General features: G+C 59.3%; 2 protein-coding genes. Both read right to left on the reverse strand.

Going from position 1 to position 669, the window contains the following annotated elements; genetic code table 11:
- Positions 1–333: hypothetical protein (locus tag BN358_RS11725; RefSeq protein ID WP_040582990.1), on the reverse strand; the 333-nt coding region annotated here is incomplete at its 3' end.
- Positions 326–669 (reverse strand): hypothetical protein (locus BN358_RS11730; RefSeq protein ID WP_232233110.1); only part of this gene is annotated, 344 nt, incomplete at its 5' end. The genes BN358_RS11725 and BN358_RS11730, both read right to left, overlap by 8 nt.

Here is a 669-nt window from a genome sequence, read left to right on the forward strand (position 1 = left end):
CTTGCGGTACACCTTCCTGTTGCCAGTGCGATGATCTAGAGAGAGGAGGTGATGATCGTGCGTCAAGACTCCCAGTCGTTCACTCACTCCTCTGGAACTCCCTCCCCGAATCCCTCTTTCTTTGAGGGTGGCCACAATTTCGGCCTGCGAGACTTTGCCGTCGGACAGCAAGAAGATCAGTCGGGCAACTTCATCCTTGATGAGATAGGCCATGGTGTCCGCGACAAAGGAGCCCGAACCCGCGCGAAGCAAGGCCGCGGTCACGGCCGAGACATCCTCTAGCTGGTTCCGCATGGCCGCAATCTCGGTGAAAAGCTCCAGGCTCTCAGCCATCTGAGGAATCGTCGCCCGAGTTCGAGTTGCGCTTTCGGCCATCCTTTGCGGCGGCTTGACGGGCGCGAGTGATCGCAACCCTGACGGTGTCGGGCTTCTTGCCTAGGATCGGACCGATTTGTGCGGGGCGCAAGCCTGCATCAGCCAAGAGCACCTCCGTCTTGCGCTTTGCCGTACGCTCGCTGTCAGCTTCCCGCTGGTCGGCGAGGAGTGCAATGAGGGCTGTGAGTAGGGCGTTCTGCCCAGTCGGCGAGACGCCATCGAGATAGTCGGCTTCTTGTTCAGTCATTGCGAGAGTTCCTTTCCAGCACTCTAGATCAGACCGGTGGACCGGTA

This window comes from Sedimentibacter sp. B4, assembly GCF_000309315.1.
Lineage (GTDB): Bacteria > Bacillota > Clostridia > Tissierellales > Sedimentibacteraceae > Sedimentibacter > Sedimentibacter saalensis.